At 68.7% G+C, this 12766-nt stretch carries 14 protein-coding genes; 10 read left to right on the top strand and 4 right to left on the bottom strand.

Going from position 1 to position 12766, the window contains the following annotated elements; translation table 11 throughout:
- Positions 1–51 precede the first annotated feature (51 nt).
- Positions 52–1161, bottom strand: coding sequence for a GNAT family N-acetyltransferase (locus J2851_RS07035; protein ID WP_246500481.1), 1110 nt, complete (start codon positions 1159–1161; stop codon positions 52–54).
- Between the two features lie 414 nt (positions 1162–1575).
- Positions 1576–2859 (bottom strand): MFS transporter, encoded by a 1284-nt coding sequence (locus tag J2851_RS07030; RefSeq protein ID WP_209765230.1) that lies wholly within the window; start codon positions 2857–2859, stop codon positions 1576–1578.
- Positions 2860–3122: 263 nt separating this feature from the next.
- Here J2851_RS07030 and J2851_RS07025 point away from each other — a divergent pair, with 263 nt between their 5' ends.
- The 4 genes from J2851_RS07025 to J2851_RS07010 all read left to right on the top strand — a co-directional run bounded on the left by J2851_RS07025 (position 3123) and on the right by J2851_RS07010 (position 5384).
- On the top strand, positions 3123–3965 hold the full coding sequence (locus J2851_RS07025; protein WP_209765229.1) for a hypothetical protein: 843 nt from the start codon (positions 3123–3125) through the stop codon (positions 3963–3965).
- Positions 3966–4126: 161 nt separating this feature from the next.
- Positions 4127–4573, top strand: a complete 447-nt coding sequence (locus J2851_RS07020; RefSeq protein WP_209765228.1) for a Fur family transcriptional regulator — start codon at positions 4127–4129, stop codon at positions 4571–4573.
- A complete protein-coding gene (locus tag J2851_RS07015; protein WP_209765227.1) occupies positions 4573–4827 on the top strand; it encodes a hypothetical protein in 255 nt (84 codons plus the stop codon). Before J2851_RS07020 ends, J2851_RS07015 begins: the two co-directional genes overlap by 1 nt.
- A 128-nt stretch (positions 4828–4955) precedes the next feature.
- Positions 4956–5384, top strand: coding sequence for a hypothetical protein (locus tag J2851_RS07010; RefSeq protein WP_209765226.1), 429 nt, complete (start codon positions 4956–4958; stop codon positions 5382–5384).
- A gap of 108 nt (positions 5385–5492) precedes the next feature.
- Here J2851_RS07010 and J2851_RS07005 read toward each other — a convergent pair whose 3' ends face one another.
- A complete protein-coding gene (locus J2851_RS07005) occupies positions 5493–6560 on the bottom strand; it encodes an acyltransferase family protein (protein WP_209765225.1) in 1068 nt (355 codons plus the stop codon).
- Between the two features lie 107 nt (positions 6561–6667).
- Positions 6668–7417, bottom strand: coding sequence for an HNH endonuclease family protein (locus J2851_RS07000; protein ID WP_209765224.1), 750 nt, complete (start codon positions 7415–7417; stop codon positions 6668–6670).
- Positions 7418–7599: 182 nt separating this feature from the next.
- On the opposite strand from J2851_RS07000, the gene J2851_RS06995 reads away from it, so the two are divergent.
- The 6 genes from J2851_RS06995 to J2851_RS06970 all read left to right on the top strand — a co-directional run bounded on the left by J2851_RS06995 (position 7600) and on the right by J2851_RS06970 (position 12765).
- Positions 7600–8796 carry a 4Fe-4S dicluster domain-containing protein gene (locus tag J2851_RS06995; RefSeq protein ID WP_209765223.1) on the top strand — a complete coding sequence of 399 codons (1197 nt, stop codon included), beginning with the start codon at positions 7600–7602 and terminating at the stop codon, positions 8794–8796.
- Positions 8797–8798: 2 nt separating this feature from the next.
- The gene (locus J2851_RS06990) at positions 8799–9272 is read left to right on the top strand and encodes a cyclic nucleotide-binding domain-containing protein (protein ID WP_209765222.1); all 474 of its coding nucleotides are present in this window, start codon (positions 8799–8801) and stop codon (positions 9270–9272) included.
- A 12-nt stretch (positions 9273–9284) separates the two neighbouring features.
- Positions 9285–10160: an FAD/NAD(P)-binding protein gene (locus J2851_RS06985; RefSeq protein ID WP_209765221.1), complete on the top strand. Its 876-nt coding sequence runs from the start codon at positions 9285–9287 to the stop codon at positions 10158–10160.
- Position 10161: 1 nt separating this feature from the next.
- Positions 10162–10959 carry an NADH-quinone oxidoreductase subunit B family protein gene (locus J2851_RS06980; RefSeq protein WP_246500480.1) on the top strand — a complete coding sequence of 266 codons (798 nt, stop codon included), beginning with the start codon at positions 10162–10164 and terminating at the stop codon, positions 10957–10959.
- A gap of 160 nt (positions 10960–11119) precedes the next feature.
- Complete coding sequence (locus tag J2851_RS06975) at positions 11120–11470, top strand: endonuclease domain-containing protein (protein WP_209765220.1); 351 nt, start codon at positions 11120–11122, stop codon at positions 11468–11470.
- Positions 11471–11472: 2 nt separating this feature from the next.
- Positions 11473–12765: a Ni/Fe hydrogenase subunit alpha gene (locus J2851_RS06970; RefSeq protein WP_209765217.1), complete on the top strand. Its 1293-nt coding sequence runs from the start codon at positions 11473–11475 to the stop codon at positions 12763–12765.
- Position 12766 lies beyond the last annotated feature (1 nt).

The following is a 12766-nucleotide window of genomic DNA, read 5'->3' as shown; positions in this document are numbered from 1 at the left end:
AATACGGGGGGACCGGATGTCGCGGCGTTGCGGAATCGGTCACCGATTCCGTCACCGATTCATGGGGGCCAGGGGGCTGCGCGGCAACCGCTTAAGCCTTTCTATCAGGCCGCACTTCGCCTGACGGAGACGGGCGTCGATCTGACGGGTTAGCCGGTCCGGGCCGAGCGCCAGCCAGTTCATCGGCTGCCCGGCGTTGGACAGCAGCGGCTTGTGCCCGGCCGGGGTCGACATGAAGTCGTAGCAGCCCTCGCCTCTCGCCAGCGTGTCCTCGACGGCGAGCACGTGGCTGACCAGGCCGGGCTTGACGCGCTTGTCGTCCTCGTAGGCGAAGCCGCCCTGGTAGTTCATCACCCGCCCGCGGTGCACGAAGTTGTAGAGGAAGCCGACCGGCTGCCCCGCGACGCTGACCCGGCACATCCGGACGGTCCCCGCCGGCACGCCGGTGGCGATCAGCCGTTCGTGGAACGGGCGGAAGGACGGGTTGGAGAAGGCGCCGGACTGGCCGCGGGCCGCCCAGCTCGACTGGTGCAGCACCTCCATGGCGCGGAAATCGGCCAGAGCCTCCTCCGCGTCGGCGGCAACGCGGTAGTCGAGCGGGCCGCGCTCCGCATAAAGCCGCAACGCGCGCCGCACCGTCGCGCGGGTGTTCTTGCCCAGCGTGGCGAGGTAGTCCCCGCCCTGACGGCGCACGAGGTCAAGGTCCACCCATTGGGTGCTGTCGGCGACCCGCACCTGGAGCGTGTGGCCCTGTCCCTGCGCCACGCGGCGCACGGCGGCCTCGGCCGCCGGCTCCAGCCCGCCCAGCACCAGCTCGTCCCAGTTGGTCAAGCGGCTGCCCAGCCAGTCGAAGCAGGCGGTCAGCACGTCGGGCGCGCAAGCCCGGTCGGCGAGGATGCCGTTGTATTCCATGAACAGGCGGTCGAAGACCCGCTCGCCGGTTTCATGCAGCAGCCAGCAGCGCGTGCGCAGCAGGCCGAAGCGCCAGAGCGTGCGCGGGCACAGCAGGGCCAGGCCGACGACGCGGCCTCGCCAAGTCGCCATCAGAAGATGAGGGCGCGCCTTGGCCGGAAGAAAGGCCAGCCAGTTGCCGATCCATGACCAGGACAGAAAGAACGACCCGTCGGCGCGTGATTCCAGGTCGGTCCACAGTTGGCGCAAATTTTCGATTTCAGAGATGGGCAAAAGGTCGATGTCGACCGCAACTCGATCGTCCTGAACACGAGTCCGCATGTCCATAGGCGCGGGCTTTCCGACGTTTGTGGGCGGAAAAGGCGGCGAAAGGCTCTTATCGGGACTGCGTTGGCACCGGGAGCAAGGAATCCTTGCATTTCATTTGTATTCGCCCTTGTTGTCCCGGCCTGTGCATTATGCACGAACCACCTTCCTTAGAACGCCATTGCGAAAGCCGGGTTGCCATGTTCCAAGGGGGGAACCCGTCGGAGTCGCCCGTGGTACCGTGCGGGGAGGAGGTGGGGTGAAGGCTATGTCCGTCTGCCCCACTGGACCGGCGACCAAGGCGAACCAACGATTCGGTGCGGGTGTTTTTACAACCCAGGGTGTTGGTGGGCGCCTTCAGGCGGCGCTTTTGGACCGGCGGGCGGCCCGCAGCACGGCCAGGGCGCCGGCCACCGGGAACACGGCCATCAGGGCGAAGGTCAGCCCGTAGCTGCCGACCGCGTTGTAGGCCGTGGCGAACAGCGCCGGGCCCACCACCACGCCCGCGAAGGTCAGCATCATGGCGCCCCCGGTCGCCGCACTCGCGGAGCCGGGCGGGGCGACGCGCGCGACCTCCGCCAGGAAGACGCCGTTCCAGCCGATGGCCCCGGCGCCGAACACCGCCAGCACCGCGACCACCGCCCAGGACGGCCAGGACGGCGCCAGCGTGGCCGTGACCAGCGCCGCCGCCATGGATAGGGCGCCGATGCCGGCCAGCACCGCGGTGCCGGAGCGCAGCCGGTCGGCCAGCAGGCCCCAGCCGATGCGCGCCGCCGCCCCCGACAACTGCATCACCGACACCGCGAGGCCGGCGGTGACGATCGGCCAGCCGAGGTCGTGCACCAGCATGTTGACGGTGAAGGCCATCAGGGACAGCTGGATGGCCGAAAAGCAGAAGCCCATCAGGGCGAAGCCGCGCAGCGCCGGCTCCCGCCAGACCAGCCGCGGGCCCTCCGTCAGCTTGCCGCGCAGGATCAGGCCGGGCTTGCGGTCGTCGTCCCACACCCGCCGGCCCGGCGCGAAGATCGCCAGCAGCACGGCGAACAGCGCGGCGACGGCCAGCGCCGCCCCGCGCCACCCCGCCCACTGGCCGATGCCCGGCAGGATCAGCCCGGCCAGCACGCCGGCCAGCGGAACGCCCGTCTGCTTCAGCGAGAAGACGAGGTTGCGCCGGGCCGGCGGCGTGAAGCGGTTCAGCAGGTGGGAGGAGGAGGGGTTGACCAGCCCATAGCCGATCCCGATCAGCACCGACGCCAGCGCCGCCACCCACAGCAGTCCGGTGGCGAGCCCCAGGCAGCCGAGCAGGCCGAGCGCCATGGCGGCGACCCCGACCGTGCCCGCCCCCCAGCGCCGCACGACGAGGCCGGCCACCGCCGACACCAGCGCGCCGGCGCCGTAGATGATGCTGATCTGGTAGCCGACCGCCTCCGCCCCCACCCCCAGCGAGCTTGCCGCCAGCGGAGCCACGGTCGCCATGGTCAGGACCGACAGGGTGGCGATCGCCTGGACGCTGGTCACCTCCGCCAGCAGCAGCGCGAAGGGCACCGGCGGCGTTTCCGGGGCGGACGGCCCAATGGCGTGGGTGCCGGCGCTGGGCGCGGTGGCGGATGCTGCCGGCGGTGCCGTCTGGTCGGTGGCCAAGGGGGTGTCCTGTCCGGTCGGGGGTGCGTCCTTTGGGCGCACACTATGCCACCACCGGCGCCACGGCCGGCACCCCCGATCCGGCAAGCCCGTCATGCGCTGGGCCCTCGTTGCGCACGGTTGTCGCGCACAGCTATTGCGATTCAGTCGCAATTTCAGTATAGCGGGTTGAGCATCGCACCGCGACACACGCCGCATGGACACGCGCCGAACAGGCGCAGGCCGAACGCGCACCAAACGGGAAACAGGAAAGGCAACCCCGCATGCACACGAAGACGCTCACGCTTTGGATGGGGATCGGCACCTTCGCGCTTCTGGGCGCCGGGGCGAACGCCGCCGAGATGCACGGGTCGATGCACGGGCACGGCCATCACGCCCCCGTCGCGGTGCAGGTCGCGCAGGCGGACCACCAGCATCCCGCCCCGGCCGGCGCCGCCGCCGAAGCGGAGCCGGAGCAGGACATCTTCACCGAATACCCCGCAGGCGAAGCCCTGGTCGGCCGCCTGCTGATGCTGAAGGGCCACCTGCTCGTCGGGCAGGAACTGTACCGCGCCGGCCGCCTGGACGACGCTGCCCCCCACTACCTGCACCCGACCGAGGAGATCTGGGGCCTGATCGAAGGCGAGATCAAGAAGCGCAAGCTTCCGAACTTCCAGGCCGACCTGAAGGCGCTGGCCGGGCTCGTGAAGGCCAAGAAGCCGGCCGCCGAGGTCTTCGCCAAGCAGGACGCCGTGCTCGCCAAGCTGGAAAAGGCCATGAAGGCCTCCGACCAGAAGGCCCCGGCCTTCGCCATGACGGTCGCCCCCGGCGTCCTGTCGCAGGCGGCCGAGGAGTACAAGGAAGCCTTCGTCGACGACAAGCTGGCCAACGCCGTGGAATACCAGGACGCGCGCGGCTTCGTCACGGCGGCGCGCGCCTACGTCTCGGCCCATGCCAAGGGGCTGGCCGCGAAGAACGGCGAGGCCTTCAAGGCCGTGACCGGGAACATGGACGAGATCGCCAAGGCCTTCCCAACCGCCGTCCCGCCGTCGCCGGCCGTGCTCGACCCCAACGCCGTCCGCGCGCTGGTGACGAAGGTGGAAGAGAAGAAGGCCGACTTCCAGTAAACGTTTCCTTGTGGAGCCTTTGAGGCTACTTCTCCCGCATTACAAAGTCGTTGCCAGGACCCTTTCCGCTCTCCATCTCCTTTCCAGCCAACGCCGGCGGACAGCCCGGCGGGGCCGGGGATGGAAGCGGAAAGGATCAGCCTGTGACGACGCACCCTGGAATGTCTCCCGACGATGCCCTCCCGTCGCGGCTCGAACGCGCCTGCGCGGAGCGGGGGCTGAAGATGACCGGCCAGCGCCGGATCATCGCGCGCGTCCTGTCGGAATCCGCCGACCATCCCGACGTGGAGGAGGTGTACCGCCGCGCCTCCGCCATCGACTCCGGCATCAGCCTCGCCACCGTCTACCGGTCCATGCGGCTGTTCGAGGAAATTGGCATCATCCAGCGCCACGATTTCGGCGACGGCCGCGCGCGCTACGAGGAGGCCCGGGGCGACCACCACCATCACCTGATCGACATCGAGTCGGGCGAGGTGGTCGAATTCCAGGACGGCGAGCTGGAGGAGGCCGTCGCGCGCATTGCCCGCGAGCTTGGATTCGATATGATTGGCCAGCGCCTGGAGATCTTCGGGCGACGGACGAAGCGCAAGGGAACGGAGCCCGCCTGATGCCGGCGGACGGACATTCATCGGATCAGCGGCAAAAGGACTTCGCCGAGCGCTTCGCCGCCTGCGAGGCGGCCGTCTGCGGCTGCCGTCCCATCGTGGAGCGCGCCTACCGCGAGCTGGTCGGCCGGGGCCGGCCGGACCGCCACGCGCTGGAAGCCGCCACCGTGGTCCTGCGCTGGCACCATCCGGAACTGGCGATGCCCGAGGCGGAGCAGATCGTCGAACGCTGGGTCGCCGGCAACATCCTGCACTGACGCCTTTCTGCGTGCTGCGGCCAAGCCGACGCCGTGCTGCGGCAACGGGCGCCCTGGCCTTCGGCGGGCGGGTTTCGTAGGCTGCCCGTAAGCTGATTGATCCAGTCCTCCTGCACGGGAGAGCGCCGATGACCACGCTCCTGCGTCCGGAAGACCTCCGCCGGATGGCGGAGGAGCAGCACCGCCAACTCCTGCTTGACGCCGAGGAACTGGAGCACAAGCACGAGGAGGAGTTGAAGCGGCAGCACGACGCCTTCCTGCACCGGCACCTGGATCCGAAGGTGGAAGACCGCTTCAACCACCAGGTCGCCGAGGCCGCCAAGCGCGGCGACCACGACATCCTGGTGCTGCGCTTTCCCAGCGATTGGTGCGAGGACGGCGGACGCGCCATCAACAACCTGTCCGACGACTGGCCGGCCAGCCTGACCGGCTTCGCCCGCGAACTCTACGATTCTTTCGACGCGCGGCTGCGCCCTCTGGGCTATCGGATCCGCGCGCAAATCCTGGACTATCCCGGCGGCATGCCCGGCGACGTGGGCATTTTCCTGGGGTGGTGACGGGGATGCCCCTTGGCCGGCCGCTGGGTCGGACGCCTGCCGGAACGCGAGGGAACGAGAACGTCACGGCGCTGGGAAGATCGGGGAACGCTGGAAGCCGCCGGCGCCTCAGGGAGTGATGCGGCTGGCGTCGGAGGCCGGAATGAGGCGCCTGCCTTCGCTGCGCTTCGGCTTGAGCCTGAGGGCCAGCTTCTCCAGCCCATGCCACGAACAAAACGCGAGGAAAGCCGTAATCACCAGCTCCAGTGCAAAGATGGACAAGAAGCCGAGCTTGTCATGCAGGAACGATTCAAGGGTCTGCTGAACCGGAAAGCTGTACAGGTAAATCCCGTACGACAGATCCCCAACTTTTTTCGGGATTTGCAGCCAGCTTTCGCTCTGCACGCAAACGGCGATGACGATGTAAGGCAGCCCGATCACGCTCCAATACTGAATCCATGGGCTGCCGTTTAGCGCAAGGCCGAAGGCACAGGCGATTGCCACGCCAGAGATGCTGAATCGGATGGCATCCCTGAACATATACAGGGAGGCGCCGGCAAAGAAATACACGCCCACGAAAAAGGCTTGTCGAAAGTCCGTGCCGGCAAACACGATCGCATCGACTTGGTGCTCACGGAAATAGTGACCGACCGCGATCAGCATGGCCCCGGTCAAAGGAAGGGTCCATTTCATCCGGACAAGCCCCACAACCCCGAACGCCAGCACGAAGACGTACATCAGGAACTCGATGGGCAGGCTCCACAGGCTGCCGTTGACCGCAACCGGGTAGGGGTTCGTGTCGAAGACGCCGGGCAGCGCGTAGCTGATCACAAGATAGGCGTTCGCGAGATACCGAAGGGTAATCGGGTGCGAGAAATAGTCGCCGGCCGGCAAGGTGGTCAGCAATGGACCAAGCGCACAGGCGCTTAGGAATACGACGGCAATCAGGGCCGGAAATATCCGCAGGCTGCGTCGCACGAGAAATCGCAGGGGATGCGGGTCGTTCATCCAGCTCTGAACAACGAGATAACCGCTCATGATGAAGAAAATATAGACCCCAAGCTCGCCCAGGAATGCGAAGCCTAGGAAACGCGGCTGACTCAAGCCATGCAGGGCAAAGGCGTGGCTGTAAACAACGAGTGTCGCCGCCAGGAGGCGCATCGCATCAAAATTGTTGTCATGAATCTTTTGGCTCATCCAAAGCTCCAGATCGACACCACGCAGCATCCCCTATGCCGGAGCACCGGCACGACGCTGTCACGATGTACATGGTGTCGTGCGCCTTGCCTAGGCGCAGGCCGTGATCAATGGACCGCTCCGGACCGCTCGCGGCAGTCGGCGATGATGTTGCCGACCGTCACGCGCTCGCGCTCGTCCATGGTCAGCTCCCAGCGGGCCTTCACGGCGATCCAGTTGGCGACGTAGGTGCAGAGGTATTCCTGGCGCGGCGGCAACCATTCCTCCGGCCCTTTGGAGCCCTTCGCCCGGTTGGCGGCGATGGACACGGTGATGAGGGTCAGCGGGTCGGTCAGGTCGTTGGCGTAGGCGGCGCGCTTCTCGCGCGGCCAGTCGTAGCCGCCGCTGCCGTAGGCCTCCTCCAGCGGCACGCGGTGGTCGATGTCGACCTGGCGGGGACTGGTGAAGGTCTCCCCCGTGTAGGGATCGTACCAGACGCCGGAGACGACCGAGCAGCCGTTGGGCGACAGTTTGGCCGGTTCCGCGGAATCGCGGATCAGCGCCTGTTCGCGCGTGTTCAGGCACTTGACGTCGGTGCCCAGCCAGTGCGGCCACTCCTCGCGGACGTAGCCGCCGCGCTTTTCCTCTTCCACGCGGATGCTGTCGAGCTGCCGAGTCACTTGGGCGTAGTCGATGGAGGCGTCCGGGGCGGGGCGCGGCGGCTGGTTGTACCTCTCCCACAGATACACGGCGGCGAGCACCAGCAGCACGGCAATCAGGCCGCCCAGCGTCAGCGGCTGCCCGCGCCGCGCTGACCGGCCTGACGGTTGGCGGCCCGGCGGTTGGCGGCGGACCGGCCCGGAATTCCACTTCGCCATTCGATCCCTCGTCGTCTGCCCAGTTGGGGGCGCGTTCCTATCAGACGGAACGGCCCGCACGGAACGCCAGACTGCGACAAAACGCTCGCCGCCCACGACTAAGGTGGTTCGGGCCGGACCTTCAACGCTTCGCCAAAGGGCGTATACTTCGCCCGTCACGTCGAGACGCGAGGGGGCTGCCCATGGAGCGCACCGCACCGACGACCGGCCATCCCACCATTCCGGACCCAGTCGTTTTGGACCGGGACGGGCTGGACGCCCTGATCGACGCGCTGCGCGGCGACGGCTACACGGTCATCGGGCCGCGGCTGCGCGACGGCGCCATCGTCCTCGACCCGGTGGAGAGCGCGGACGACCTTCCCTGGGGCTGGATCGACGAACAGGACGGCGGCCGCTACCGCCTGATGCCGGGCGACGGAAACGCCGCCTTCGCCCACACGGTCGGCCCGCAGAGCTGGAAACGGCACCTCTACCCGCCGCGCCAGACGCTGTGGACCGGCCGGCGCGACGGCCGGGGCTTCACCGTGGACACGCCGACCGACCCCGCGCCGCGCCAGGCCTTCCTCGGCGTGCGCGCCTGCGATCTGGCGGCCATGGCCGTGCAGGACCGGGTCTTCGGGGTGACTCCGCACGACGGCCGCTCCGCGGGGCAGGAGCGCTTTACCGACACCGGCTACGCCGCCCGCCGCGCCGCCGCCTTCATCGTCGCGGTGAATTGCGGGCGGGCTGGACGCACCTGCTTCTGCGACAGCGTGGGCACGGGGCCGAAGGCCGCGGGCGGCTACGACCTCGCCCTTACCGAATTGCCTGGGGCGGAATTGCCGGGCCGCGGAGCGCCCGCCTTCCTGGCGGCGGCCGGCTCGGCGGCCGGGGCGGCCCTGCTCGCCCGCCTGCCGGGGCGTCCGGCCGGCGCGGAGGACCGTGCGGCGGCCGAGGCGGCGGTCGAGGGCGCCCGCGCCCAGATGGGCCGCGCGATGGTGTCTGATGCCGGCCCGCTGCTGGCCCGCAACCTGGAACACCCGCGCTGGGCGGAGGTGGCGGCGCGCTGCCTCAACTGCGCCAACTGCACCATGGTGTGCCCGACCTGCTTCTGCACCACCGTGGAGGACAGCACCGACCTGTCCGGCGACCATGTGGAGCGCTGGCGGCGCTGGGATTCCTGCTTCACGGTGGATTTCTCCTACATCCACGGCGGTGCCATCCGGCAGAGCGGCCTGTCCCGCTACCGGCAATGGATGACGCACAAGCTGTCGAGCTGGTGGGAGCAGTTCGGGACCTCCGGCTGCACCGGCTGCGGGCGCTGCATCACCTGGTGCCCGGTCGGCATCGACATCACCGAAGAGGCGCGGGCCATAAAAGACAGCGAGGGGAGGGGCTGACCATGGTGCAGGTCGAGGGGCTGGGCCGGCTGCTGGCCGAACATCCGTTCTTCCGCGACATGCCGCCCGACGTGCGCGGGGTGGTGGTCGGCTGCTGCGCCAACGCCCACTGGCGCCCCGGCGAGTTCCTGTTCCAGGAAGGCGGCACCGCCGACCACTTCTACCTGATCCGCCAGGGCATCGTGGCGGTGGAGGTGCACGCGCCCGGCCGGCCGAGCGTGGTGGTGGAGAACATCGGGGAGGGGGAGATCCTCGGCTGGTCCTGGCTGGTCCCGCCCTACCGCTGGACCTTCGACGCGCGCGCGGCAGAGCAGGTGCGGGCCATCGCCATCGACGGCGCCTGCCTGCGCCGCAAGATCGACGAGAACCACGAGCTGGGCTTCCACCTCTACCAGCGCTTCATCCCCGTCATGGGCCGCCGCATCGCCGAGGCGCGCCTGCGCATCGTCGAGCTGACCACCGACGCCGCCGAGTGACGGAGGACTCCCATGGACTCCGCGCTCCTTTCCCCCGCAGGCGCTGCCGCCGACTTTTCAAACAAGGCCGACCCCATGGTGCCGCGCCCGTTCCGGATCGTCCGGCGCCTGCGCGAGGTGGACGGCTGCTTCACGCTGGTGCTGGAAAGCCTGGACGGGCGGCCGTACGTCTTCCGGCCCGGCCAGTTCAACATGCTGTACGTGTTCGGGGTGGGGGAGGTGGCGATCTCCGTCTCCGGCGACTGCCGCGACCCCAACCGGCTGGTCCACACGGTGCGGGAGGTCGGCACCGTGACGCGCGCCATGGCGGCGCTGCGGCCCGGCGACAGCATCGGCGTACGCGGCCCCTTCGGCCATCCCTGGCCGATCGAAGAGGCGTACGGCCATGACGTACTCTTCGTCACCGGCACCATCGGCCTCGCCCCGTTGCGCCCGCTCATCATGGAGGTGCTGAACCGGCGGGAGCACTTCGGCAAGGTGGTGCTCTGCTACGGCTCCCGCGGGACGCACGACATCCTGTACGAGAAGCAGTTGCACCAGTGGCGCGGCCGCTTCGACATGCAGGTCCACGTCACCGTCCATTCCGCCCCCTCCGGCTACCGCGGCCGGGTGGGCAGCGTGGCGAACCTGGTGAAGATCGCGCGCTTCGACCCGGAGCAGACCACCGCCTACGTCTGCCGGTCGGAGACGATGACCCGCCCCGCCGTCCAGGCGCTGTACGAGCGCGGCGTGACCGCCGACCGCATCTACGTGACGCTGGAGCGCAACATGAAGTGCGGCGTCGGCTTCTGCGGGCATTGCCAGATGGGCGGATCCTTCATGTGCAAGGACGGCCCCGTCTACCGCTACGACACCATCGAGCACGTCTTCTCCGTGCGGGAGCTGTGACATGCCCCCAAATCATATGGCCCGAAAACGTCCAAAGCTTGCGGTGTGGAAATTCTCCTCCTGCGACGGCTGCCAGCTGTCGCTGCTCGACTGCGAGGACGAGCTGCTGGCCGTCGCCGACGCGGTGGAGATCGCCTATTTCTTGGAGGCGACCCGCGTTGCGATCCAGGGCCCCTACGACGTCTCTCTGGTCGAGGGCTCCATCGGCACGCCGCATGACGCGGAGCGCATCCGCCGCATCCGCGCCCGGTCGAAGGTCCTGATCACCATCGGCGCCTGCGCCACGGCGGGCGGCATCCAGGCATTGCGGAACTTCCGCGACGTGGACGGCTTCATCCGCGCCGTCTACGCCCGCCCGGACTTCATCGACACGCTGGCGACCTCCACCGCCATCCGCGACCATGTGACCGTCGATTTCGAGCTGCACGGCTGCCCGATCAACAAGGCCCAGCTGCTGGAGGTGCTGAACGCCTTCCTGAACGGCCGCCGCCCGGTCGTGCCTCCGCACAGCCAGTGCATCGAATGCAAGCTGCACGGGACGGTGTGCGTGATGGTGGCGCGCGGCGTGCCGTGCCTCGGCCCCGTGACCCAGGCCGGCTGCGGCAACCTCTGCCCGCGGTTCGAGCGCGGCTGCTACGGCTGCTTCGGCCCGAAGGAGACGCCGAACACCGCGGCGCTCGCCAAGCAGCTGACCGCGCTGGGGTGGGGGGATGCGGAGATCGCCAACGCCTTCCGCTCCTTCAACGCGGACGCGGAGGAGTTTCGGAGGGAGGGGGATGCGCATGAGCGGACGGAGTGAGTGGTCGTCCGAGTCGTCGCGCTGGGCCCCCACCCTAACCCTCCCCCATCTTCGACGGGGGAGGGAACTCCGCCGCGCGTTCCTGAAAGCCCTCCCCCGCCGAAGGTGGGGGAGGGTTGGGTGGGGGCCCAACGCGACCACCCGCGGGAGGCCATAACCCATGGCCTACACCCCCGCCGCCACAAAAAATCAAGCCCGTGCGCTCCGCGCCGAACCGACGGACGCGGAACGCAAGCTGTGGTCGCTCCTGCGCGGCCAGCAGATTGCCGGGTTTCGCTTCCGGCGCCAGCACCCCGTGCCACCCTACATCCTCGATTTCGCCTGTCTGGAGGCCAAGGTCGCGGTCGAAGCCGACGGCGGCCAGCACAACGGCTCCGCCCATGACCATCATCGTGACCGCGAACTGGCATCACTCGGCTGGCGCATCCTGCGCTTCTGGAACACCGACATCCTCGCCAACCCCGACGGCGTCGCGGAGACGGTGTGGAACGCCCTGATGAATGAGGCCTGACCATGCAAACCCGCACCATCAAGGTCGATGCCCTGGCCCGTGTCGAGGGGGAGGGGGCGCTGTATGTTCGGGTGAAGGGCGGGGTGGTGCAGGACCTGAAGTTCCGCATCTTCGAACCGCCGCGCTTCTTCGAGGCGCTGCTGGTCGGCCGCCCCTACGGCGACGCGCCGGACATCACGTCGCGCATTTGCGGCATTTGCCCGGTCGCCTACATCGTCGGGTCCAGCCACGCCATGGAAGACGCGCTGGGCGTGGCCGTGCCGGAGCCGATCCGCGAGGCCCGCCGCCTGCTCTATTGCGGGGAGTGGATCCAGAGCCACGTCCTGCACGCTTACCTGCTGCACGCGCCGGACTTCATGGGCTTCGAGGATTCCATCCAGCTTGCCAAGGCGCATCCGGGCGTGGTGGAGCGGGCGCTCGACCTGAAGAAGACCGGCAACCGCATCCTGGAGGTGCTGGGTGGGCGCGCCGTCCATCCCGTCAACACCCGCGTTGGCGGCTTCTGGAAGGCGCCGCCGAGGGCCGAAGTGCGCGGGATGCTCGACGACCTGCGCCGGGCGCGCGACGCGGCGGTGGAGTCCGTGCGCCTGTTCGCCGGCTTCGCCTTCCCGGACTACGAGGACGACTACACCTTCGTCGCGCTGCATCACCCGGACGAATACGCCATCGACCGCGGGCGCATCGTCTCCAACCGCGGGCTGGACATTTCCATCGCCGACTTTGAAACGCACTTCGCGGAGGAGCATGTCGCCCACTCCAACGCGCTGCACGGCGTGATGGTCGGGGCGGACCGGCCCTACATGGTCGGGCCGCTGGCCCGCTATGCGCTGAACTTCGACCAGCTGTCCCCGCTCGCCAAGCAGGCGGCCGCCGAGGCCGGGCTGCCGCGGGTGGTGCGGAATCCCTTCAAGAGCCTCGTTGTCCGGGCGGTGGAGACGGTCTACGCCTGCGACGAGGCGGTGCGGCTGGCCGAGGGCTACGAGGAATTCGACCCGGCCGCCGTGCCCATCCTGCCCCGCGCCGGCCGGGGCACCGGCTGCACGGAGGCGCCGCGCGGCCTCTGTTATCACCGCTACGACCTGGACGGGGAGGGGCGCATCGCTTCGGCCAGCATCGTGCCGCCGACCTCGCAGAACCAGAAACAGATCGAGGCCGACCTGCGCGGTGTCGTCCAGGCGAACCTGGACCTGCCCGACGACCGGCTGAAGGACCGTTGCGAACAGGCCATCCGCAACTACGACCCCTGCATCTCCTGCGCGACCCACGTCGTGACGCTGACCGTGGACCGGGACTGAT

The sequence above is a fragment of the Azospirillum rugosum genome, from assembly GCF_017876155.1.
GTDB classification, from domain to species: domain Bacteria; phylum Pseudomonadota; class Alphaproteobacteria; order Azospirillales; family Azospirillaceae; genus Azospirillum; species Azospirillum rugosum.
This window is presented reverse-complemented; position numbering and strand designations above follow the sequence as displayed.

Coding starts and splice junctions, on each gene's coding strand:
- J2851_RS07025 (WP_209765229.1), top strand. CDS start 3,123: ATGCACACGAAGACGCTCACGCTTTGGATGGGGATCGGCACCTTCGCG.
- J2851_RS07020 (WP_209765228.1), top strand. CDS start 4,127: ATGTCTCCCGACGATGCCCTCCCGTCGCGGCTCGAACGCGCCTGCGCG.
- J2851_RS07015 (WP_209765227.1), top strand. CDS start 4,573: ATGCCGGCGGACGGACATTCATCGGATCAGCGGCAAAAGGACTTCGCC.
- J2851_RS07010 (WP_209765226.1), top strand. CDS start 4,956: ATGACCACGCTCCTGCGTCCGGAAGACCTCCGCCGGATGGCGGAGGAG.
- J2851_RS07005 (WP_209765225.1), bottom strand. CDS start 6,560: ATGAGCCAAAAGATTCATGACAACAATTTTGATGCGATGCGCCTCCTG.
- J2851_RS07000 (WP_209765224.1), bottom strand. CDS start 7,417: ATGGCGAAGTGGAATTCCGGGCCGGTCCGCCGCCAACCGCCGGGCCGC.
- J2851_RS06995 (WP_209765223.1), top strand. CDS start 7,600: ATGGAGCGCACCGCACCGACGACCGGCCATCCCACCATTCCGGACCCA.
- J2851_RS06990 (WP_209765222.1), top strand. CDS start 8,799: ATGGTGCAGGTCGAGGGGCTGGGCCGGCTGCTGGCCGAACATCCGTTC.
- J2851_RS06985 (WP_209765221.1), top strand. CDS start 9,285: ATGGACTCCGCGCTCCTTTCCCCCGCAGGCGCTGCCGCCGACTTTTCA.
- J2851_RS06980 (WP_246500480.1), top strand. CDS start 10,162: ATGCCCCCAAATCATATGGCCCGAAAACGTCCAAAGCTTGCGGTGTGG.
- J2851_RS06975 (WP_209765220.1), top strand. CDS start 11,120: ATGGCCTACACCCCCGCCGCCACAAAAAATCAAGCCCGTGCGCTCCGC.
- J2851_RS06970 (WP_209765217.1), top strand. CDS start 11,473: ATGCAAACCCGCACCATCAAGGTCGATGCCCTGGCCCGTGTCGAGGGG.